The sequence below is a fragment of the Agrobacterium sp. DE0009 genome (assembly GCF_007680755.1).
Lineage (GTDB): Bacteria > Pseudomonadota > Alphaproteobacteria > Rhizobiales > Rhizobiaceae > Agrobacterium > Agrobacterium tumefaciens_B.
In genome coordinates this window covers 1,096,357-1,117,354 of record NZ_VEIU01000001.1, presented here as the reverse complement: position 1 = coordinate 1,117,354, position 20,998 = coordinate 1,096,357, and the positions used below count along the sequence as shown (strand labels likewise).

General features: G+C 60.9%; 18 protein-coding genes. 10 read left to right on the top strand and 8 right to left on the bottom strand.

The genetic code is table 11. The features are described 5' to 3' along the window. Positions 1–22: 22 nt before the first annotated feature. On the bottom strand, positions 23–1,825 hold the full coding sequence (locus tag FS804_RS05715; RefSeq protein ID WP_144575501.1) for a GGDEF domain-containing protein: 1,803 nt from the start codon (positions 1,823–1,825) through the stop codon (positions 23–25). 163 nt (positions 1,826–1,988) lie between these two features. Then, positions 1,989–2,222 (bottom strand): type II toxin-antitoxin system ParD family antitoxin, encoded by a 234-nt coding sequence (locus FS804_RS05710; protein ID WP_063951094.1) that lies wholly within the window; start codon positions 2,220–2,222, stop codon positions 1,989–1,991. Positions 2,223–2,589: 367 nt separating this feature from the next. Between FS804_RS05710 and betI the strand changes: the two genes are divergently transcribed. The 3 genes from betI to betA all read left to right on the top strand — a co-directional run bounded on the left by betI (position 2,590) and on the right by betA (position 6,432). Then, a complete protein-coding gene (gene betI / locus FS804_RS05705) occupies positions 2,590–3,210 on the top strand; it encodes a transcriptional regulator BetI (protein ID WP_144575498.1) in 621 nt (206 codons plus the stop codon). An 11-nt stretch (positions 3,211–3,221) separates the two neighbouring features. Next, positions 3,222–4,703 carry a betaine-aldehyde dehydrogenase gene (betB, locus tag FS804_RS05700; protein WP_144575495.1) on the top strand — a complete coding sequence of 494 codons (1,482 nt, stop codon included), beginning with the start codon at positions 3,222–3,224 and terminating at the stop codon, positions 4,701–4,703. 79 nt (positions 4,704–4,782) lie between these two features. Then, positions 4,783–6,432, top strand: coding sequence for a choline dehydrogenase (gene betA / locus FS804_RS05695; protein WP_144575492.1), 1,650 nt, complete (start codon positions 4,783–4,785; stop codon positions 6,430–6,432). Between the two features lie 3 nt (positions 6,433–6,435). On the opposite strand, the gene FS804_RS05690 is transcribed toward betA, so the two are convergent. Continuing rightward, entirely contained in the window at positions 6,436–6,735 is a 300-nt protein-coding gene (locus FS804_RS05690) for a type II toxin-antitoxin system RelE/ParE family toxin (RefSeq protein ID WP_144575489.1), read from the bottom strand. Beyond that, the gene (locus FS804_RS05685; RefSeq protein WP_063950837.1) at positions 6,732–7,004 is read right to left on the bottom strand and encodes a YlcI/YnfO family protein; all 273 of its coding nucleotides are present in this window, start codon (positions 7,002–7,004) and stop codon (positions 6,732–6,734) included. The genes FS804_RS05690 and FS804_RS05685 overlap by 4 nt, the downstream gene beginning before the upstream one ends. A 145-nt stretch (positions 7,005–7,149) precedes the next feature. On the opposite strand from FS804_RS05685, the gene FS804_RS05680 reads away from it, so the two are divergent. Next, positions 7,150–8,493 carry a chloride channel protein gene (locus tag FS804_RS05680; protein WP_186376668.1) on the top strand — a complete coding sequence of 448 codons (1,344 nt, stop codon included), beginning with the start codon at positions 7,150–7,152 and terminating at the stop codon, positions 8,491–8,493. 4 nt (positions 8,494–8,497) lie between these two features. Here the strand turns inward: FS804_RS05680 and FS804_RS05675 are convergent, their stop codons facing one another. Further along, the gene (locus FS804_RS05675) at positions 8,498–9,250 is read right to left on the bottom strand and encodes a DUF3750 domain-containing protein (protein WP_186376667.1); all 753 of its coding nucleotides are present in this window, start codon (positions 9,248–9,250) and stop codon (positions 8,498–8,500) included. Positions 9,251–9,323: 73 nt separating this feature from the next. Here FS804_RS05675 and FS804_RS05670 point away from each other — a divergent pair, with 73 nt between their 5' ends. Together FS804_RS05670 and FS804_RS05665 are read left to right on the top strand one after the other, a co-directional pair. Next, positions 9,324–10,322 (top strand): asparaginase, encoded by a 999-nt coding sequence (locus FS804_RS05670; RefSeq protein ID WP_144575482.1) that lies wholly within the window; start codon positions 9,324–9,326, stop codon positions 10,320–10,322. A 137-nt stretch (positions 10,323–10,459) separates the two neighbouring features. Next, positions 10,460–11,080, top strand: a complete 621-nt coding sequence (locus FS804_RS05665; RefSeq protein WP_063950840.1) for a glutathione S-transferase family protein — start codon at positions 10,460–10,462, stop codon at positions 11,078–11,080. 149 nt (positions 11,081–11,229) lie between these two features. Here FS804_RS05665 and FS804_RS05660 read toward each other — a convergent pair whose 3' ends face one another. Together FS804_RS05660 and FS804_RS05655 are read right to left on the bottom strand one after the other, a co-directional pair. Next, a complete protein-coding gene (locus tag FS804_RS05660) occupies positions 11,230–11,889 on the bottom strand; it encodes a glutathione S-transferase family protein (protein WP_144575479.1) in 660 nt (219 codons plus the stop codon). 81 nt (positions 11,890–11,970) lie between these two features. Further along, on the bottom strand, positions 11,971–12,486 hold the full coding sequence (locus FS804_RS05655) for a MarR family winged helix-turn-helix transcriptional regulator (protein WP_144575476.1): 516 nt from the start codon (positions 12,484–12,486) through the stop codon (positions 11,971–11,973). 139 nt (positions 12,487–12,625) lie between these two features. On the opposite strand from FS804_RS05655, the gene FS804_RS05650 reads away from it, so the two are divergent. The 4 genes from FS804_RS05650 to FS804_RS05635 all read left to right on the top strand — a co-directional run bounded on the left by FS804_RS05650 (position 12,626) and on the right by FS804_RS05635 (position 18,150). Continuing rightward, positions 12,626–14,155: an MDR family MFS transporter gene (locus tag FS804_RS05650; protein WP_186376666.1), complete on the top strand. Its 1,530-nt coding sequence runs from the start codon at positions 12,626–12,628 to the stop codon at positions 14,153–14,155. Positions 14,156–14,418: 263 nt separating this feature from the next. After that, the gene (locus tag FS804_RS05645) at positions 14,419–15,435 is read left to right on the top strand and encodes a ligase-associated DNA damage response exonuclease (RefSeq protein ID WP_186376665.1); all 1,017 of its coding nucleotides are present in this window, start codon (positions 14,419–14,421) and stop codon (positions 15,433–15,435) included. 1 nt (position 15,436) lies between these two features. Next, positions 15,437–17,062: a cisplatin damage response ATP-dependent DNA ligase gene (locus FS804_RS05640; protein WP_144575473.1), complete on the top strand. Its 1,626-nt coding sequence runs from the start codon at positions 15,437–15,439 to the stop codon at positions 17,060–17,062. A gap of 122 nt (positions 17,063–17,184) precedes the next feature. Continuing rightward, positions 17,185–18,150, top strand: a complete 966-nt coding sequence (locus FS804_RS05635) for a S9 family peptidase (protein ID WP_144575470.1) — start codon at positions 17,185–17,187, stop codon at positions 18,148–18,150. A 44-nt stretch (positions 18,151–18,194) separates the two neighbouring features. Here the strand turns inward: FS804_RS05635 and FS804_RS05630 are convergent, their stop codons facing one another. Further along, positions 18,195–20,942 (bottom strand): heavy metal translocating P-type ATPase, encoded by a 2,748-nt coding sequence (locus FS804_RS05630; RefSeq protein WP_144575468.1) that lies wholly within the window; start codon positions 20,940–20,942, stop codon positions 18,195–18,197. Between the last annotated feature and the right edge of the window lie 56 nt (positions 20,943–20,998).

Genomic DNA, 20,998 nt, shown 5'->3' with positions numbered 1-20,998 from the left:
AGAAGGCCGTTTGTCGCTGTTATCAATTTGTCTCGTTGAAGATCTGGACGACGAGGCCGCTTTCGTTCTCTTTCGCCGCCGCCTTGACGCCGGCAATCTCGCTGCCGATCCGTTCGGGATTGGCGATAATCGATCCCTTCGGCAGGGTCAGAACGCCGATGGAGCACCGCAGCAGTGCAAAGTCTCGCTCATTGCCGTTGCGGTCCTGTCCCTTCATGCATCCGGCGGCCCGGTCTTCGTCGGAATAGAGCCCGGCGACGTCATCGTGGAAATCGCTGAGCAGGCGCCCGAGTATTTCCGTCAGTTCTTCGACGGACCAGTCACGCACGCCAATGAAAAAGTCGTCGCCGCCAATATGGCCAAGGAAGCAGTCCCCGGCAAAAAAGTAACGCCGCATCAGCGCCGAAAACAGGGTGATGGCGTGGTCGCCGGCGTTGAAGCCGTATTTGTCGTTGAAGGGTTTGAAATTGTCGAAGTCGCAATAGCAGAAGAAGCGCGTCTCGTCGCCGTCACTGCAGCTGTCGGCAATGAAGCCTCCGATCGCGCGGTTGCCCGGCAGCGCGGTCAGGGGGTTCTGGTCCTGCGCCATCTTCAGCTGCTTTTCATTGATGACCTTGATCAGCGAAGCGGCAGAGACGATTCCGGCATAACGCATGTTTTCGGTGAGGATGATGCAGGCGCTGCCGCCCATGCTGGCGAACATGTTCATCAATTGGTCCGCGTCCGCATCGAGACCGACGATCGGCGCGGGATCGACGAAATGGGAAATGGTGCGCTCATAGATCTTGTTCTTGAGCAGGTCGCGGCCAAAGGGCCGGTAGATATATTCCTTCAGGTGATATTCGTTGATGACGCCGCGCGGTTCGCCATTGGCGTTGAGAACCGGGAAGAAGGCCTGCTGCGGATTTCTGCGGAACAGCTCGAACACGCTGTCGACGCTGTCATGTTCGAAAACGGTGGGCAGGCGCTCGATCTCGCGACGGATCAAAATCTCGTCCAGCGTCTGGCTGTTGCGCCGCGCCACGCCCATGCGGTTGAGATGCGGGAAACTCTCTGGCAATTCGCTGGTAAAGACCGTCGGCTTGGCGATCAGCCAGCCCTGCACCAGATCGACGCCGAATTCGCGGCAGGTAAGAAATTCCGCTTCGGTTTCGATGCCCTCGGCAATCACGCGCACGCCGAGAACATGGGCGATGTTGACGATGTTGCGCACGAGGTGCTGCTTGCGGGGCTGATGGTCGAGACCGGAAATGAAATGCCGGTCGATCTTGAGGTAATCCAGCGGGAAGTCGCAGAGCAGCTTCATTTCGCCGTGGCCGGCACCGAAATCGTCGATCGCCAGCTTGAAACCTTCCTTGCGCATGCGGGCGATCAGCGACGTGAATTCAGGGACGCTGGTATTGTCGAACCGTTCGGAGAGCTCAAAGCAGATGGAGGAGGCGGGAATGCCCGCCCGGGCCAGATGGCCGACGAGCTTGTCGAGAATGACATCGCCATGCGGAATGAGCCGCACATCGAGATTGAGGAAAAGCGTGGCGGAGGAGAAGTCGGGCAGGGTGGAAAATTTCGCCAGCGCCCTGCTTGCGAGCATCTGCTCAAACGCCTTCAGCTCGCCATCGGCAGCAGCCTGATCGAGAAGCGCCAGCGGATTGGGAAAACCCAGCCGGTCATGGCCGCGCATCAGCGATTCATAACCGAAAATCGTGCCTGTCGTTGCCTCGACAATCGGCTGAAATGCCGTTTCCAGCACCAGCTTTGCCATAGGAAACATGTGCCCGGAAGCGAAGCGCCTGATGGCATCGTTCTCCAGCGTGACGGCCTGCATTTTGTCTCCGCTCCTGTCCTTCCCCGGGCTTTAAGCCACGAGGCCCATTATTTTTGGACGAACAATCGCAGATCACAGGTCAACAAAAGCTTTCATCACTGTGAAGCTTTCGTGAAGTTTTTGTTGCAAACCCTTTTATATCAAGGGGTTGCTACGCTGAAGATCAAGCCCGGCGCGCGTGTGCGCTATGGGCGGCATAAAGATCGGCCACATCCAGGCGCTCTCGGTCAGCGTCGGCATCCTGCCGTGAGGTGCCGGCGCCATGCGCGGTGGAAGCCGCCCAAAGACGCAACGCCTCGCGAACCACCTCGCTGCCGGAGGCGTAAGCGCCGCAGTTCACGGCTTCGCGCATTCTTGCTGCCTGTTCCGGGGAAATCGATACTGTTACCATGGGCATGCATATCACTCCCTTCTTTAAACACTGCGATCGGTGCGTCGTTCCATTTTCGGATCGCTTGCCGTCGTGGTCTATGGCGGGCTTTTTTATCGTCTTTCGTCTGGCGCCGCTTCCAGCGAAACTTGTATCAGCGACCATAATAGCACGAAACGCATCCTGTTCCCAATTCGCGGTATATCACGGTTTAGTTTTTCCCCTGTGAGCAGGGCGACGACATCGCTTCGCGCCGCCAGCCTGCTGGCGTGAAACTGTCACCTCTCGGCGGAGGAAAAAATGATCCATCGCAAATCAGCGACATACAATGGCGCATTTTTTATTGATTGATCGATCAATCAAGAATAATTTGCGCTTCATCTAGGAGATGACGATGCCCAAGATCGGAATGGAGCCTCTGCGCCGCAGGGCGCTGGTGGATGCGGCATTACGCACCATAGGCCACCATGGTTCGCTGAATGTGACAATGTCTGACATCGCCCGCGAAGCGGGCGTGTCGGCGGCTCTTGCGCACCATTATTTCGGCAGCAAGCAGCAGCTCCTGCTGGAAACCATCCGCAGCCTCTTGCGCGACCTCAGGTGCGACGCCGTGGCGGCGTTGAGCCGCGCTTCCGGCCCGCGCGAGCGGCTGAGTGCTATCGTGCATGTCTCCTTCCAGAGCGACCAGTTCACACCCGAGACAGTGGCGGCATGGCTTGCATTTTATGTCGAGGCGCAGCGCTCGGAAGAAACCCGCCGCCTGCTGGTGATTTATTCCCGCCGTCTCCGGTCCAATCTCATGGCAAGCCTGAACCGCCTCTGCCCTCCGGACGACGCCGCGCGCATTGCGGAAGGGGCGGCGGCGCTGATTGACGGGCTTTACATCAGGCACAGCCTGCGGTCCGCCCCACTCGGCATCGCTTCCGCCCCGGCACTTGTCGAGGACTATTTCGACATGCAGCTCAAATCCTTTCCCGATGGACAACGCGCCAAGCCGTCTATCCGCACTCTTTAGGAGACTTCGATATGACCATCGCCACGCCGCTTAAGGCGCAGCCGAAAGCCTCGCATTTCATCGACGGCAACTATGTCGAGGACAATGCCGGCACTGTCATCGAGAGCATCTTTCCGGCTACCGGCGAGGTGATTGCACGTCTGCATGCGGCAACGCCCGCCATCGTCGAGCGTGCTATCGCCTCCGCAAAACGCGCCCAGAAGGAATGGGCGGCGATGAGCCCCATGGCCCGTGGCCGCATCCTCAAGCGCGCTGCCGATATCATGCGCGAACGCAACGAGGCGCTGTCGACGCTGGAGACGCTGGATACGGGCAAGCCTATTCAGGAAACGATTGTCGCGGACCCGACCTCGGGTGCGGATGCCTTCGAATTTTTCGGCGGCATCGCCCCCTCCGCCTTGAATGGCGATTACATCCCGCTCGGCGGCGATTTCGCCTATACGAAACGTGTGCCGCTCGGCGTCTGCGTCGGCATCGGCGCGTGGAACTATCCGCAGCAGATCGCCTGCTGGAAGGCAGCCCCCGCACTCGTCGCCGGCAATGCCATGGTCTTCAAGCCCTCGGAAAACACCCCGCTAGGTGCCCTGAAGATTGCCGAAATCCTGATCGAAGCCGGGCTGCCAAAGGGTCTGTTTAACGTCATCCAGGGCGATCGCGATACTGGCCCGCTTCTGGTCAATCATCCCGATGTCGCCAAGGTTTCTCTCACCGGCTCGGTGCCGACGGGTCGCAAGGTTGCCGCCGCCGCCGCCGGGCATCTGAAGCATGTCACCATGGAACTTGGCGGCAAGTCGCCGCTGATCGTCTTTGACGACGCCGATATCGAAAGCGCTGTCGGCGGTGCGATGCTCGGCAATTTCTATTCGTCCGGTCAGGTCTGTTCGAACGGCACGCGGGTTTTCGTGCAGAAAAAGGCAAAGGCCCGCTTCCTCGAAAACCTGAAAAGCCGGACGGAAGCAATGATCCTTGGCGATCCGCTCGATTACGCCACCCATCTCGGCCCGCTCGTATCCAAGGCCCAGCAGGAGAAGGTTCTGTCCTACATTGAAAAGGGCAAGGCGGAAGGCGCGACGCTTATCACCGGCGGCGGCATCCCCAACAATGTTGCGGGTGAGGGCGCCTATGTACAGCCGACTGTGTTCGCGGATGTGACCGACGACATGACCATCGCCCGTGAGGAAATCTTCGGCCCTGTGATGTGTGTGCTGGATTTTGACGACGAGGAAGAGGTTCTCGCCCGCGCCAACGCCACCGAATTCGGGCTGGCCGGCGGCGTCTTCACCGCCGACCTCGCCCGCGCCCACCGGGTGGTGGATGGGCTGGAAGCCGGGACGCTGTGGATCAATACGTACAATCTCTGCCCGGTGGAAATCCCCTTCGGCGGCTCCAAGCAATCCGGCTTCGGCCGCGAGAATTCGGCGGCGGCGCTGGAGCATTATAGCGAGTTGAAGACGGTGTATGTGAGCACGAGGAAGGTGGAAGCGCCTTATTAATTGGCAGGGCAGAGGGGGGTAAGCCCCACCCACTGACAGTCAATTAATCGGAACAACCGCTCATCGGAGAGAGCAAACAATGCAAGCAGATTACGTCATCGTCGGCTCCGGCTCCGCAGGGTCCGCCATCGCCTACCGCCTGTCGGAAGACGGTCGCTATTCCGTCATCGTCATCGAGGCCGGCGGTTCCGATTTCGGCCCCTTCATCCAGATGCCGGCAGCACTCGCCTGGCCGATGAGCATGAAGCGCTACAATTGGGGTTATCTCTCCGAACCCGAGCCCAATCTCAACAATCGCCGCATCACCGCCCCGCGCGGCAAGGTCATCGGCGGCTCCTCCTCCATCAACGGCCTCGTTTACGTGCGCGGTCATGCCGAGGATTTCAACCGCTGGGAAGAACTCGGTGCGCATGGCTGGGCCTATGCGGATGTGCTGCCTTATTTTAAGCGCATGGAACACAGCCATGGCGGCGAAGAAGGCTGGCGTGGCACGGATGGACCGTTGCATGTGCAGCGCGGGCCGGTCAGCAACCCGCTTTTCCACGCCTTCATTCAGGCGGGCGCGCAGGCGGGGTTTGAACTGACCGATGACTATAACGGCTCCAAACAGGAAGGTTTCGGCCTGATGGAGCAGACCATTCACAACGGCCGTCGGTGGTCCGCCGCGAACGCCTATCTCAAACCGGCGCTGAAACGCGGCAATGTCACGCTGGTCAACGGTTTCGCCCGCAAGGTGGTCATCGAAAACGGTCGCGCCGTGGGTGTCGAAATCGAGCGCAAGGGTGTGGTGGAGACCATCAAGGCGGGTCGCGAGGTCATCGTTTCGGCTTCCTCCTTCAATTCGCCGAAGCTGCTGATGCTGTCGGGCATCGGCCCCGCCGCGCATCTCAAAGACATGGGCATTGAGGTGAAGGCGGATCGCCCCGGCGTCGGCGCAAATCTTCAGGACCATATGGAGTTTTATTTCCAGCAGGTGTCCACCAAGCCGGTGTCGCTTTATTCGTGGCTGCCCTGGTTCTGGCAGGGCGTGGCCGGTGCGCAATGGCTGCTGTCGAAAGGCGGCCTCGGTGCCTCCAACCAGTTCGAGGCCTGCGCCTTCCTGCGCTCCGCCCCTGGGCTCAAGCAGCCTGATATCCAGTATCATTTCCTGCCCGTCGCCATTTCATACGACGGCAAGGCGGCGGCGAAAAGCCATGGTTTTCAGGCGCATGTCGGCTACAACCTGTCGAAATCGCGCGGCAACGTCACCCTGCGCTCCGCCGATCCCTCAGACGAGCCCGTCATTCGCTTCAACTATATGAGCCACCCCGAAGATTGGGAAAAATTCCGCCATTGCGTGCGCCTGACCCGCGAAATCTTCGGTCAGAAAGCATTCGACGAGTTTCGCGGGCCGGAAATCCAGCCGGGTGAGAGCATCGAGACGGACGACCAGATTGACGCCTTCCTGCGCGAGCATCTGGAAAGCGCCTATCATCCCTGCGGCACCTGCCGCATGGGCGACAGGAACGACCCGATGGCGGTAGTCGATCCCGAATGCCGTGTGATCGGTGTGGAGGGCCTGCGCGTTGCAGACAGCTCGATCTTCCCGCACGTGACCTATGGTAACCTGAACGGCCCGTCGATCATGACCGGCGAAAAGGCGGCGGACCACATTCTCGGCAAAACCCCGCTGCCGCGTTCCAATCAGGAGCCGTGGGTAAATCCGCGCGCGGCGGTCAGCGACCGGTGAGGATCAATGGTAATCATCCTCACGCTGGTGGCGGATCGCGAGGATGGAGACTGTTTCCGCATCTTCGATTTGAATGAGGGCGATGTAACCGGAAGATCCGAATGGAACGATCAGTTCCCGTAAGATTGCGTTGTGCCCCGGCGCCTTGCGCGTTGCGAAAGGAAATTCGCTCAGTCCCTCAATCGTCGAAATAATGCGGTCCACGGCTTTTTCCGCCGTCGAAAAATCCTTTTCCAGTAGAAAATTATATAGCCGGGTTATGTCTGCTCTGGCTACAATCGTATACCGGAGATTGAACGTCACTGGCCGCGCTCAGCTTTCTTGGCTGCGAGCATCGCCCGCAGTTCCGCATGGACCTCTTCGGCGGAATAAAAAATCCCCGTGCGTTTGGATTCCTCAAGTGACGCCAGCCCACGTGCAATGAACTCCGCCTGCGATTTACGGATTTCAACTTCCCGCCTTACAGAGTTTTCAACGAAGGACGACAGTGTTTCACCATCCTTCAGCACACTTTCTGCAGCTTCACGAAAATCGGCGGTAACACGCAGTGAAGGCAATGTTGCGGTTTTCATCTTGTCTCTCCATGCGTTGCATTTGCGATGCACATCTTCTTTCACCTCCTGAAAAGAGTCAAACGCAAAACTTGCAAACCTGGATATCCAGGCAGATAAAAGGCCGTCCTACCCTTCTGTACCGAAATCACCGATCTGGACCGCCATGCCCGTTGACTACAAAAAGCTGAAAATGCTCCGCCGCTCCCGTGTCGTCTGGGGTTCATGGCGGATTTGGAAGCCAAGGGCGGTTTTCTGGATTGGGGCTATTGCAGTTGGCCTTATCAGCGTTGGTTTCGCATGGGCGGCGGACCGCGCCCAGCACCTTTTCTTCTCAGCGACGTCCTCAGGCAAATGGGCGTTTCTGCTGCCGCTCATCGTTACGCCGCTCGGGTTTACGCTCTGCGCCTGGCTCGCGATCACGGTTTTTCCCAATGCCGGCGGTAGCGGCATTCCGCAGGCCATCGCCGCCCGGCACCTGCGCGACGACGCGGATCGTTCGCGGCTTCTGTCGCTGAAGCTTGCTTTTGGCAAGGTTGTGCTGACGGTCGCCGGTCTATTGTCCGGAGCGTCGATTGGCCGTGAAGGACCGACCGTTCAGGTCGGGGCCTCCATCATGCTGCAGGCCGCCCGCTGGGGCGGTATGGCGCAGGCAAAGGGTCTCATCCTCGCCGGCTCGGCGGCGGGCATAGCGGCGGCCTTCAACACACCGCTGGCAGGCATCGTCTTTGCCATCGAGGAGATGAGCAAGACTTATGAATCCCGCGCCAACGGCCTTGTGCTGACAGCCGTCATCCTGTCGGGCCTCGCCTCGCTGGCTCTGGTGGGCAGCTATACCTATTTCGGCACCAGTTCGGTCATGGCGAAAACGACGATGGACTGGCTGCTGGTGCTTGTCTGCGGTGTCGGCGGTGGTGCATTTGGCGCTCTTTTCAGCGCTGGTGCATTGCGCCTCTCTGCGCGTATCCGCCGTTTCGCCCAGACCATGCCCCTGAAGCGGATGCTCGCTGTTGCGGCAGCTTGCGGCCTTGCTTCCGCCGTCATCGGCATCGCAACAGGTGGCGCGACGTTCGGAACCGGTTACGAGCAGGCCCGTGCGGCGATAGAGGGGGAGGCTGCGCCGTCGTTCTTCTTCATCGAAAAGCTGGCGGCGACTTTCCTGGCCATGATGTCTGGCATCCCCGGCGGCATTTTCGCGCCGTCGCTGTCGGTCGGTGCGGGTTTCGGCAGCACCATGGCCGGCCTGCTCGGCACCAGCATCGGCCTTGGCGCCATCGTCGGCATGGCAGGTTATTTTGCCGGCGTGGTTCAGGCTCCGATGACAGCCTTCGTTATCATCCTCGAAATGACCGGTAATCATGAGGGCGTCATACCCATCATGGCCGCATCGATGCTGGGATATCTCACGTCTCGGCTTTTTTCTCGCGAACCGCTTTATCACGGCCTGTCACGGGTCTTCATCGCCCAGAGCATTCGCGCCAGACGCGCCGCTCAGGCCACTGAAACGTGATGTCTCAAGCCCTGATGCCCGCCACCCCGAAATAACCGAGTCCCGGTATCTTCACGCCCGGCCGAGCGAAATCGATGCCGGCCACGAGACCGAGGAAGTTGATCTCGAAGCCGCTGCGCGCACCCGCCGAAATGCCGAACAACCCGCCGAGGGAAACGCTTGCATCCTTCCAGTCGTCGGCGATGTGGTAGAATGCGCCGTCCGGCAGATAGTCGCGGCCGACCGCGTCCGGCGGCAGCACGACGCCGAGTTCGGGCACGCTGCGCAGCACATGGGCGACGAAGGTGTTGGAGTTGGGCCCGGGATAGATGCGATAGCCGCCCGGCTTGCCATAGGGATAGTCGGCAATCGCCTTTTCGATCTTGGGGATCAGCTTTTCCGCCTCTGCGCCGTGAATGGCCACCACCTGGCGTGGCATGTTGGAATACCAATAGGCGTCCGCCGCATATCCATTGTGGCGGATCGGCGTGCCCCAGCCCACCTTGTCGTAACGGTCATAGCTCGTAGCGTCAGGTTTTTTCAGAACCACCCAGGCGTGGCTGGCAACGGAACCCTTGAAGCCTCCGGTCATGGCGGAAAAAACGTAGACGGCGGCTTGCCCGTCGCTCGAGGCGGGCGGCAGCATGCCTGACGATGACCATCTGGCGGCGCTCCAGCCGCGCGGATGTTCCTTCATGGCCCACAGCCCGGCCGATGCCAGTGCCGGCAGCAGATAGATGACGGCAATCGCCAGCAGCAGACGTTTAGCAAATTTCACCGGCAGCCCCGTGCATCGAAAAATCAATTGCGCTATCAACCACATGAAATCAGAATTTTTTGAGGCTGAGAGAATGAACAATTCCGTTACCGTCGAAGTCTTCAGGGGCAATCTCGTCGAAAGCCGTCACCAGGGCCTCGCCGTGGTGGTGGATGGCGATGGCGGGGTCCTGTTTTCCGCTGGCGATATCGAGCGCGGCATTTTCCCGCGTTCGGCCTGCAAGGCCATGCAGGCGCTGCCGCTGGTGGAAAGCGGTGCGGCGGATGCCTACGGTTTCGGCAACCGCGAACTGGCGCTTGCCTGTTCCTCCCATTCCGGGGAGGACGCCCATGCGGAACTCGCCGCTTCGATGCTCGCCAGGGCGGGCCGGAATGTCGATACGCTGGAATGCGGCGCACATTGGTCTTCGGACCAGAAGACCATCATCCATCAGGCGCGAACGATGGAGCAGCCGACGGCGCTTCACAATAACTGCTCCGGCAAACATTCCGGCTTCATCTGCGCCTGCTGCCACACCGGCACGGATCCAAAAGGCTATGTCGGTTATGACCACCCGCTGCAGCGGGAAATCCGCGCGACGATGGCAAGCCTGACAGGTGCTGCTCTCGGCCATGACAATTGCGGCGTGGATGGCTGCTCCATCCCGACCTATGCCGTGCCGCTGAAGGGGCTGGCGCATGGCTTTGCAAAAATGGCGACGGGCAGGGGGCTCGAGGCACAACGCGCGCAAGCCTCGCGCCGTCTCATCGAGGCCTGCATGGCCGAACCCTTTTACGTGGCTGGCACGGGCCGTGCCTGCACGAAGCTGATGCAGATCGCGCCGGGCAAGATTTTTGCCAAGACCGGCGCGGAAGGCGTCTTCGTTGCCGCCCTGCCGGAAAAGGGCATCGCCATGGCGGTGAAATGCGAAGACGGCACGACGCGTGCGGCGGAGGCCATGGTTTCGGCATTGCTCGCCCGCCATTTTGATGAAGGCAGTGCCGAGCAGCAGGCGCTGCGCGGCATGGCAAACCGGCAGATGCGCAACTGGAACGGCATCCACGTCGGCGATATCAGGGTCGTCGGTCTCTAAATAACCTTTGACGCCGCCGTTTGCCGGCACGATGATGGCGCGCCCCCCCGCGCGTGACGGCCACCTCATGGCCCTCGCGGGGCGGTGTCCGCATGAGGAAGAGGCGGGCGCTTCATTGCTTTGGAGGTCGCATATCCATGTTCACATTGTTTTTCTCCCCCGGTTCCTGCTCCCGCGCCAGCCATATCGCGCTGGAGGAATCCGGCCTGCCTTACAAGGCCCACCGCGTCAATTTCGCGGAAGGCGAGCAACGCTCCGAGGCATTTTTGAAGATCAATCCCAAGGGCCGCGTGCCGGCGCTGGCGACGGCGAGCGGCGTGCTGACGGAGACGCCCGCCATCCTCGCCTTCATTGCCCAGATGGCGCCGGAAAAGAAGCTTGCGCCGCTCGACGATCCCTTTGAATTTGCACTGATGCAATCGTTCAACGGCTTCATTTCATCGACGGTACACGTCGCTCACGCCCATGGCCGTCGCGGCAGTCGCTGGGCGAGCAAGGATAGCTCGCTTGAAGATATGAAAGCCAAGGTGCCGCAGACCATGGGCGAGTGTTTCGAACTGATCGAGCACGGCATGCTGCACGGCCCATGGGTTCTGGGCACGGCCTATTCGGTCGCCGATCCCTATCTTTTCGTCATGTCCGGATGGCTGGAAAGCGACGGTGTGGATATCGCCCGTTTCCCGAAAGTGCACGACCACTTCCGCCGCATGAACGACCGCCCGGCGGTGCAGCGGGCGCTTGCCGGGGAGCGGGGCTGAGAGGCCCAGTACTTCCGTCATTCCGGCCCTGAGCCGTAATCCAGGTGACGCGCGTCTGCGGCGCGGGAAGGGTCCCTTCAGTCCAGGGACCTGGGCTGGCTGGATGCCGGCTCAGGTCCGGCATGACTGACAAGAAAGGGGCTTAACGCTCAAGCCGCCTCGGCCGCGCGCGTGTCCCACATCGCCTTGAACGCCGTGCGCGCCTGGCAGCGGTCGAGCCAGTCTTTCAGGGCCGGATGGGCGGCGAAAAGTGGCTGATGTCCCTGCGCGTAACGGACGATTTCCGCCGCGTTGAGATCGGCGACGGTGAAACGATCGCCCACCAGATAGTCGTGGCTGGACAGGTGCTGTTCAAGAACCCTGAGGGGACGCTTAAGCAGGCGAGCGGCCACATCGATCACTGCCTTGCCGGCGTCGCTTTCCGAAAGGCCCTCGGCAATGGCGGATGAAATCTTCAGCGCATTCGTTTCGATTTCCGTCGCGGCAAAAAACGACCATTGCAGCATGGCCGCGTCCTCCTTCAAATCGACAGGCGCAAGTGGGCCGCCATATTTGCGGGCGAGGTAGAGATTGATCGCCATGGATTCGTAGAGCACCATGCCCTCATCCTCGATGCAGGGAATGGTGCCCATCGGGTTGATGGCGAGGAAAGCGGGCGAGAGCGTGTTGAGCGGCGCATCCGCCGCCAGCGGATCGGCAAGCCGGCGGGCCTGAATGACCGGCACATGCTTGAAGTCTATGCCCAGTTCACCCGCAAGCCACAGCGTACGCGTGGCGCGCGAACGGTAGACACCATAAATCGTCAACATCGAGGACACCCTTTTCCCAATTCGATGCCGGCACGTTAAGGTCTCGATCTTTTAAAGGGAAGTTGCAGGCGGCAGGCTGACCTATGATTTTTTCTGATCCGTAACGGCGTCAGTATCCGGCGATAGGCGGCTCTCGAACCTGTCGATAAATCGCTCGAAAAGCCGTGCGAATGTCTCCACATCCTCCTGCGGCCATCCGTCCATGACGTCCGTGATGATGCCCATCTTGGTGCTGCGCATGCCTTGAAGCAGGCTGGTGCCAAGTGGCGTGATTTCGACGATCGAGCGGCGCGCATCTTCCTGGGAAACGCTGCGCCTCAACAGGCCGCGCGCCACCATGTCGGCAACCACGCGGCTGCCACGCGAGGGGTCGATGCGCATCCCCTCGGCAATAGCGCCAACCGTCACGTCTCCTTGCGCCCGTCGCAGGATGTCGAGGACATCGATATGGGAAAGTTCGAGACCCGGCGCGAATTTGGCCAGCGCCATGCGTCCGATCATGCGGCGCCCCACCATGATGCGCATGCGCGTCATGGTGTTGCCGATCCGCTTGATATCCTCGGGTAAATCCTCGTTCCAGTCTTCCTCGCCCGCCACTCTCAGCCCTTCATGTCATACTGTTTGCGATCACATTTCATGGCAATAGCACGAATGTCAAAAACTTGCCATTGACATATATATGCTAATAGCACACAAATTGTCGCAGCAAATCCGCCTGAAGCCAACGAGATTTTTCATGGATATGTCCACCGCGCCTGTGGCGCCGCTTGTGTCCGATCACCGGCGCAGGCTCATCGTCTTTCTGTTCCTGATGCTGGCCATGTTCATGGCCACCCTCGACAACCAGATCGTCTCGACAGCGCTTCCCACCATCGTCGGCGAGTTCGGCGCGCTGGAACGCTTCGGCTGGATCGGTTCCGCCTACCTTCTGGCAACCAGCGCGGTCATGCCCGTTTATGGCAAGCTTGGCGATCTCTTTGGCCGCAAATATGTGATGATCGCGGCAGTGGTCATCTTCACGCTCGGCTCGCTCGCCTGCGGGCTGGCATGGTCGATGGACAGTCTGATTGCCGCCCGTGTGTTGCAGGGGCTCGGCGGCGGCGGCATCATGGTATCGATCTTCTCCGTCAACGCCGATCTGTTCGAACCGCGCGAACGCGCCCGTTACCAGAGCTATTCCAGCCTCACCATCATGGCGTCGGGCAGCGTCGGCCCCATCCTCGGCGGCACGATGAGTGATCTCTTCGGCTGGCGGTCGATCTTCCTGATCAACCTGCCGCTCGGCATCATCGTTATTGCCGGTCTCGCGCTGATGCTGCCGTATCGCCGTCCGGCGCGGCAGCCGAAGATCGATTATCTCGGCGCGGTCCTTCTTGCCGCCACCATTGCCAGCGTGGTTTTCTGGGCGGATAGCAGTGAACTGTTCGGATCGCTCATCGCAGCCCCCAGCCTCGGTATCATCGCTTTTGCCGTCATCGCCGCTTTCCTCTGGGTGCAGGTGGAGCGCCGCGCGCCGGAACCCGTGGTGCCGCTCAGGCTCTTCAAGGACAGCACCTTTCCGCTCTTGATGATCGTTTCGCTGACCAGCGGCGGCATCGGCATCGGTATGGTCAATTATTATGCCCTGTTCCTGCAAACGACCACTGGCCTTTCGCCCTCCCATGCCGGCCTGTTCTTCATTGCCGTCACCGGCGGCATCGTCATGGGTTCGTTGTCAGCAGGACGGCTGATTTCGCTCACCGGCGTCTACAAGCCTTTCTCGGTCGCTGGCCTCTCCGTCAATGTTGTCGTCATGCTGCTCTTCACGCAGATGCATGCGGGAACGCCGTTGTGGCTGATCGCGGTGCTGATGCTGGCGCAGGGTTTCGCGGTCGGCCTCGGCCAGCAGGCGCCGATCATCGGCGTGCAGAATTCGGCCCCCAAGGCCGACATCGGCGCGGCGAGCGGCGCGGTGACCCTGACCCGCATGGGCGGCGCGGCAATCGCCATTTCGGTCTATGGCGCCATTGTCTCGTCAAGTCTGAAGGGCGTTGCGATTGATATTCCGGGTGTGGGCAAGATCGAGGAGCTGACCCCGAAAATGCTCTCCGAACTGCCCGCCGCTTCCCAAGCCGCCGTCGCCTCGCTTTACTCTGATGCGTTCACGCCGCTGTTCTTCGCAGCCGCCGCGACAGCCGCCATCGGCCTTGCCGCCGCACTGATGCTGAAACCGGTGCGGCTGCCGGCCGCGGTTGAGGCGAAACCAGCGGAAGTGGCGGGGGAGTAGGCAGGTCGGCAGGCAGCTGTGAACGCTGGTTTTTTTGCTGAAACCTCCCATCCGTCATACCGGCCTTGGGCCGGTATCCAGCCAGCCCAGGTCCTTGGGCTGAAAGAACTCCTTCGCCGCGCTGGCGCGCGGCTGCTGGATTCCCGCACAAGGCCGGAATGACGGGATGTCTCCATAAAACAAAAACACGTTCGCGGGAAATTTAACGCCCGTTCCGCGTTAACATCGCAAGTCTTTCGATTCGCGCGGGCGGCCCTCTTTCCATGGTTATGAAGCCGGAACAGTTGTTGAACTCCACGCCTAAAGGGCTCTATTGCCCGGCGGGTGATTTCTATATCGATCCCGTGCGACCGGTGCCGCGGGCGCTGATCACCCATGGTCATTCCGATCACGCCCGCGCCGGTCATGGCGCGGTGCTGGCCACCCGGCAGACGCTCGATATCATGCGCATCCGTTATGGAGAGGATTTTTGCGAAAGCGAGCAGGCGGTGGGGTTCGGCGAAACCGTTGAGGTCAACGGCGTGACCGTCGGCTTTCATCCGGCTGGCCACGTGCTCGGCTCGGCGCAAATATCGGTCGAGATGAACGGTTTGCGCATCGTCGCCTCGGGAGACTACAAGCGCGGCATCGATCCCACCTGCGCCCCCTTTGAGACCGTGCCCTGCGATGTCTTCATCACCGAGGCCACCTTCGGCCTGCCGGTGTTTCACCATCCGCTGCCACGCGTGGAAACGGCTAAACTTCTTACCTCCATCAAACAATTTCCCGAACGCACCCATCTCGTCGGGGCCTATTCACTGGGCAAGGCGCAGCGCGTCATACGTCTGCTCCGCGACAACGGTTATTCCGACCCTATCTATATTCATGGCGCGCTGGCCCGGCTTTGCGATTATTACGTCTCGCAGGGCATCGATCTCGGCGATCTCAGGCCCGCGACGCTTGAAAAAAGCAACCCCGCCGCCTTCAAGGGCGCCATCGTCGTCGGTCCGCCCTCGGCCTTTCAGGAACGCTGGGCGCGGCGTTTCAACGAGCCGCTGATCGCCTTCGCCTCGGGCTGGATGATGGTGCGACAGCGCGCAAAGCAGGGCGGCGTGGAATTGCCGCTGGTCATATCGGACCATTGCGACTGGCCGGAGCTGCTGGAAACCATCACAGAAATCAGCCCCCAGGCCGTCTGGGTCACGCATGGCCGGGAGGAGGCGCTGGTGCGCTGGTGCGAATTGCAGGGCATTGCCGCCAAGCCGCTGCATCTCGTCGGTTATGAAGACGAGGGGGATTGAGATGAAAGCCTTTGCCACGCTTCTCGACCGCCTCGTGCTGACGCCTTCGCGCAATGGCAAGCTGAAGCTGCTCACCGACTACTTCCGCGATACGCCCGATCCCGACCGGGGTTACGGGCTGGCGGCCATTGCCGGCACGCTGGATCTGAAAAGCGTCAAGCCCGCCATGCTGCGCGAACTGGTGCTGGAGCGGATGGACGAAGTGCTGTTCCGCTATTCCTACGATTATGTCGGCGATCTGGCCGAAACCATTTCGCTGGTCTGGGGCAACATCGGCGGTGCCGATGATTCCGAGGCGCAGGACCCGCGCCTCGGCGAAGTCGTCACCTTGATGAATTCACTCGGCCGCACGGAGGTGCGCGGCGCGGTGCGCGATTTCCTGGACCGGCTCGATACGTCTTCGCGTTTCGCTTTCCTCAAACTTGCCACCGGCAGCCTGCGCATCGGCGTTTCAGCCCGGCTGGCGCGTCAGGCGCTGGCGGATTTTGCGGGGAAGGACATCATCGAGATCGAGACCCTGTGGCACGGTCTTGCGCCGCCGTACACGACGCTCTTCGCATGGCTGGAGGGCAAGTCTGACCGGCCGGTGCTGGCGACGCCCGCCATTTTCCATTCGGTCATGCTCGCAACGCCGGTCGCCGATGGCGACCTCGATGCGCTCGACCCCGAAGACTACGCAGCGGAATGGAAATGGGACGGCATTCGGGTGCAACTGTCCCGCGCCGGTGAGACGCGCAAACTCTATTCGCGCTCCGGCGATGATATCTCCGGCGCCTTTCCCGATGTCCTCGATGCGATCGACTTTGAAGGCGTGATGGATGGCGAATTGTTGATAGGCGGCACGGCACGCTCCAACAATCTCACCCGCACCTTTTCCGACCTGCAGCAGCGGCTGAACCGCAAGACGGTGACGGCAAAAATGCTGGACGATTACCCGGCCTTCATCCGCGCCTATGATCTCCTGTTCGACGGGGAAAGCGATATTCGCGCGCAGACCTATGTTGACCGTCGTGGCCGGTTGTCCGACATCATCGAGCACGCCCCGCACGACCGCTTCGACCTTTCGCCGTTGATCGATTTTTCCAGCTGGCAGGAATTGGACACGCTGCGTGCCGCACCACCCGATCCGGTTATCGAGGGTGTCATGATCAAGCGCCGGGACAGCAGCTATCAGGCAGGACGCGCCAAGGGCCCGTGGTTCAAGTGGAAACGTGATCCCTATAATATCGACGCCGTGATGATGTATGCCCAGCGCGGCCACGGCAAGCGGTCCAGCTATTATTCCGACTTCACCTTCGGCGTCTGGGCGGAAGGCGAGGATGGCGAGCAGCTGGTGCCGGTCGGCAAGGCCTATTTCGGTTTCACCGACGCGGAGCTCGAGGTTCTGGACAAGTTCGTGCGCGACAATACCGTCGAGCGCTTCGGCCCCGTGCGGGCCGTGCGCGCCACGCCGGAGTTTGGTTTTGTGCTGGAGGTGGCGTTTGAAGGAATCAACCGCTCCACCCGCCACAAGTCTGGCGTGGCCATGCGCTTCCCGCGCATTGCAAGGCTGCGCGCCGACAAGCTGCCAGCCGAAGCGGACAGGCTTTCGACGCTGGTGGCGATGATCGATGGCGTGGAAGGATAGGGCAAGATGCGGTTACAGCCCGTTTGCGGTGAATTCATTGTTGTTATTCGCGAATCCGTGACTGGACAGCTTTCTTCGAGCATGTTGAATTGCTGAAACAACCATCTTCATCAGGTGAACTCATGCCAGACAAGCGCTCTCTTTCCTCATATGTCGGACGGGAAGAATGCGGCGCGATGTCGCCCGGCTTAACGCGGCGCGGCCTGCTTGCCGGAACCGTTGGGCTGTCAGCCGCCTTGGTCCTGCCGCCGGCTGTGAAAGCCGGCATTCCCGCCCCGGATGTTTTGCCGCTGGAACGGCAGGATTATGCCGAGGCCCGCCGACATTTCCACACCCGTCTGCTGCGCAAGATGGCCGCGCCGGAAAAATCCGCGGCGCTGGGCACGCCTCCCGGGGCGGAGCGCGTTACCTATCCTGGCGGGCCGGATGGTTCGATTCAACTTGTCGCTTGGCTTTCCCACTACCAACCATCAAAGACGCTGAAGCCCGCCGTCCTGTTCCTGCACGGCGGCAACGCCACGGGCGATGGCCACTGGGCCCTGATGAAGCCCTACTGGGAGGCCGGTTTCGTCGTGCTGCTGCCGTCCTTTCGGGGTGAAAACGGCCAGATCGGCAACTATTCCGGTTTTTACGACGAAACGGCGGATGCACTGGCGGCGGCGACCTATCTTGAAAATCTACCCGGCATTGACAGGAAGCGGTTCTTCATCGCCGGTCATTCCAATGGCGGCACGTTGACGCTTCTCGCCTCCATGAGCCGAAAGTTTCGCGCCGCAGCCCCCATCTCGGCGGGCGTCAATTCCTGGCGCTACTTCAATCGATATACGGAGGAAATCTGTTTCGACGAGACCGACGAGCGCGAATTCATCATGCGTTCTTCCGTCTGTTTTGGCCCCAGCCTCAAATGCCCGGCGCTGCTTTTGCGCGGCACGGAGGAGCGGCCCTTCGACGCCGATCACCAGCTTTTTGTTGATCGGACCGTGCCCTCCGGCTTCAAGGTGGATAAAAAACTGCTGCCCGGAACCCACAATGGTGTGGTGCCGGGCGCAGTGGAGGAAAGCATCCGCTTTTTCAACCAGTTTGCGTGAACGGGCCGAAAACCGCGCGTCCAGCTTTCGGCTGGTATCTCAGATCAGGCGCTCTTCTTAAAGTAGCCAAGCAGGCGCATGGCGTTGGCAGTCACCAGAACCGTTGCGCCGGTATCGGCAAAGACGGCAAGCCACAGGCCGGAAACGCCGGTGACGGTCGTGACCAGGAACACTGCCTTCAGGCCAAGCGCGATCGCCACGTTCTGGCGGATATTGCTCATGGTGGCGCGCGACAGGCCGATGAGGCGGGCGGCATCGCCGACATTGTTGCGCATCAGCGCCGCATCCGCCGCTTCCATTGCCACGTCTGTGCCGGAGCCGATGGCGACGCCGACACTCGCCGCAGCAAGCGCGGGCGCATCGTTGATGCCGTCACCCACCATGACAACGGTCTTCTTTTCGGCAAGCTTGCGAATTTCCTCGACCTTGTTCTGCGGCAGGAGTTCGCCGCGCGCTTCAAGGCCGAGCTTGTTACCGATGGCACGCGCCGTGCGGGCGTTGTCACCCGACAGCATCAGCGAGGAAATGCCCATGTCCTTGAGCGCTTTCACGCCTTCGGCCGCATCCTTGCGCGGCTCGTCGCGCATGGCGAAAAGACCGCTTGCCGCACCGCCGGTCATCACGACAGCCACCGTTTTGCCTTCGCTTTCCAGCGCGGAAATACGATCGGCAAGATCCTTCGAGAGCGTTCCGACCTCAGTCGCAAAGCGCGGCGCACCGATGAACAGCTCCTTCCCACCGACATTGCCCTGCATGCCGCGACCGGAAATCGCCTTGATGTTGGAGCCGGGCAGGGGCTTCACGCCAGCCTTTTCAGCATGGTTGACGATGGCTCGGGCGAGCGGATGGCTCGACTCGTTTTCAATGGTCGTGGCCTGCGCAATCAGCTCGGCCTCGTTGCCGTCAAGCGCCACCACGTCGGTCACGACAGGTTCGCCAAGCGTCAGCGTGCCGGTCTTGTCGAAGGCGACGGTTTCGGTGCGCGCCAGCATTTCGATGACAGCGCCGCCCTTCACCAGCATGCCGTGGCGTGCCGCAGCCGAAAGACTGGAGGCAATGGCGGCGGGAACGGAGATAACCAGGGCGCAGGGGCAACCGATCAAGAGCAGCGCCAGACCGCGGTAAATCCAGGTGTCCCAGTCGCCAAGGCCGGCAAGCGGCGGTACGATGATGGTCAGCACCGAGATCGCGACGATCAGCGGCATGTAATAACGCGAGAAGCTCTGGATGAAGCGTTCCGTCGGGGCGCGGGCATCCTGTGCTTCTTCGACAAGCGTGATGATGCGGGCAATGGTGTTGTCCTCCGGCGCGCGGTCGACACGGATGCGCAGCGAGCCGTCATGGTTGATCGAGCCGGCAAAGACCCGGTCGCCCTTGTCCTTGGCAACGGGAATGCTTTCCCCGGTCATCGGCGATTCGTCGACGCTGGACTGGCCGTCCATGACAACACCATCGGCGGCGATGCGGTCGCCGGGGCGCGCCACGACCACCTGGCCGATGCGCACCTGATCGGCGGAGACTTGCCGAAGCGAACCGTTTTCCTCCACCATCGCCGTTTTCGGCAAGAGCGAACCGAGCGCCTTGATGCCGGAGCGGGCGCGGGCGGCGGCAAAGCCTTCCAGCAATTCGCCGACGGAGAACAGCAGCACGACGATGGCCGCTTCTTCCGCCTCGCCGATGATGATCGCGCCGATGGCGGCAATCGTCATCAGCATCTCGATGGTGAAGACCGCGCCGAACCGAGCGGCATTGAAGGCATTGCGCGCAATCGGGAAAAGCGTGGCGAGCGTCGCGACGATGAAAGCGTAACTGCCCCAGGCCGGGAAGGTCAGCTCAGCCGCATAGGCAATCGCGACCAGAATGGTGCCGGTGAAGGTGTTGCGCGCCTTGGCGGTGCGCCACCATGCGCCTTTTTCATCCGCACCATGGGCGTGCCCTATCTCGGCGCTCTGGCTTGCGGTGGCAGGTGCGGCAGCGTGGGAGTGGCCCGCATGGTCGTGTCCGTGATCATGACCTGAATGATCGTGGCCGGAGTTATCGTGGCCTGCGTGATCGTGGTCATGCCCTTTGCAGGACTGATGATCGTCTGCCGAATGGTCATGCGCCGCGTGGTCATGTCCGGAATGATCATGCCCGGAGTGATCGTGATCGTGATGGCCACCGCATGTCGCGTGATCATGGTCATGGTCGTGATTCTGAGCCGACGGTTTTGCGGGCGCAGATTTTTCCTGCGGCAACAGAGCGGGCTTGAAGCCGAGCTTGCGCAGCGTGTCCTCGATTTTGTCGACCGGGGTTTTGTTCTCGGCAAGCGACAGATTCAACCTTTCGCGTGCCACGGACACCTTGACGTCGGCAACGCCGGGCAGGCGGGACAGCGCGGTTTCGATCTTGGCCGCGCAGCTGCCGCAATCCATGCCGCCGACCGAAAAGGTCAGCTTATTGTTGTTTTCAATAGCCGGTTCGGGCGTGTCATGATGGTGACCGCCGCAGGTCGAATGGTCGTGATGATCGGCCTCTACCTTTGCCTTGGAAGGCTTTTCGCGCGGCAGCAAAGACGGCTTGAAGCCAAGCTTGCGCAGCGTATCCTCAATCTTTTCGACCGGAGTCTTGTTGTCGGCCAGCGAGAGGTTCAGCCTTTCGCGGGCCACCGAAACCTTGACGTCGCCGACGCCGGGCAGGCGGGAGAGTGCGGTTTCGATCTTGGCCGCGCAGCTGCCGCAATCCATGCCGCCGACCGAAAAGGTCAGGTCCTCCGATGCTCCGTTCAAACTGCCGCGTGTCGAAATATTCATGGTTTCGCTCCTGAATTCCACTCGACAGCCAATCTGGCACCTCTAGCAACTAGAGC